Source organism: Streptomyces sp. HNM0645 (assembly GCF_030056615.1).
Taxonomy (GTDB): domain Bacteria; phylum Actinomycetota; class Actinomycetes; order Streptomycetales; family Streptomycetaceae; genus Streptomyces; species Streptomyces marianii.
In genome coordinates this window covers 1-435 of record NZ_JASHLT010000130.1, presented here as the reverse complement: position 1 = coordinate 435, position 435 = coordinate 1, and the positions used below count along the sequence as shown (strand labels likewise).

Annotated in this window: 1 protein-coding gene; it reads left to right on the top strand. The window is 67.1% G+C overall.

Annotated elements, in window-relative coordinates:
• Positions 1 to 435, top strand: a 435-nt coding sequence (locus tag QMZ92_RS36725; RefSeq protein ID WP_283302148.1) for an ATP-binding cassette domain-containing protein, incomplete at both ends; no start/stop codon positions are given.

The following is a 435-nucleotide window of genomic DNA, read 5'->3' as shown; positions in this document are numbered from 1 at the left end:
TTCGTGACGTTGCAGCAGGGGCTGTTCCGTCCCGTGGTGAAACTGCTGTCGATCGGTGTGAGCATCCAGGCATCTCTGGCGCTCTTCACGCGGGTCTTCGAGTACCTGGACCTTCCGACGACCGTCACCGAGAGGAAACACCCGGTCCAGTTGGCCCGACCGCGAGGCGAAGTGCGGTTCGAGGGAGTCGACTTCGCCTACGACCCGAGCAACGAGCCGACTCTGCAGGACATCGACCTCCGCGTACCGGCCGGGACGTCCCTTGGAGTGGTGGGCGCGACGGGCTCGGGCAAGAGCACGCTCGGACACCTGGTACCCCGCCTCTACGACGTCAGCGCGGGCCGGGTGACCCTCGACGGCGTCGACGTCCGCGACCTCGGCTTCGACACCCTGTCCCGGACCGTGGGGGTGGTCTCCCAGGAGACGCACCTCTTC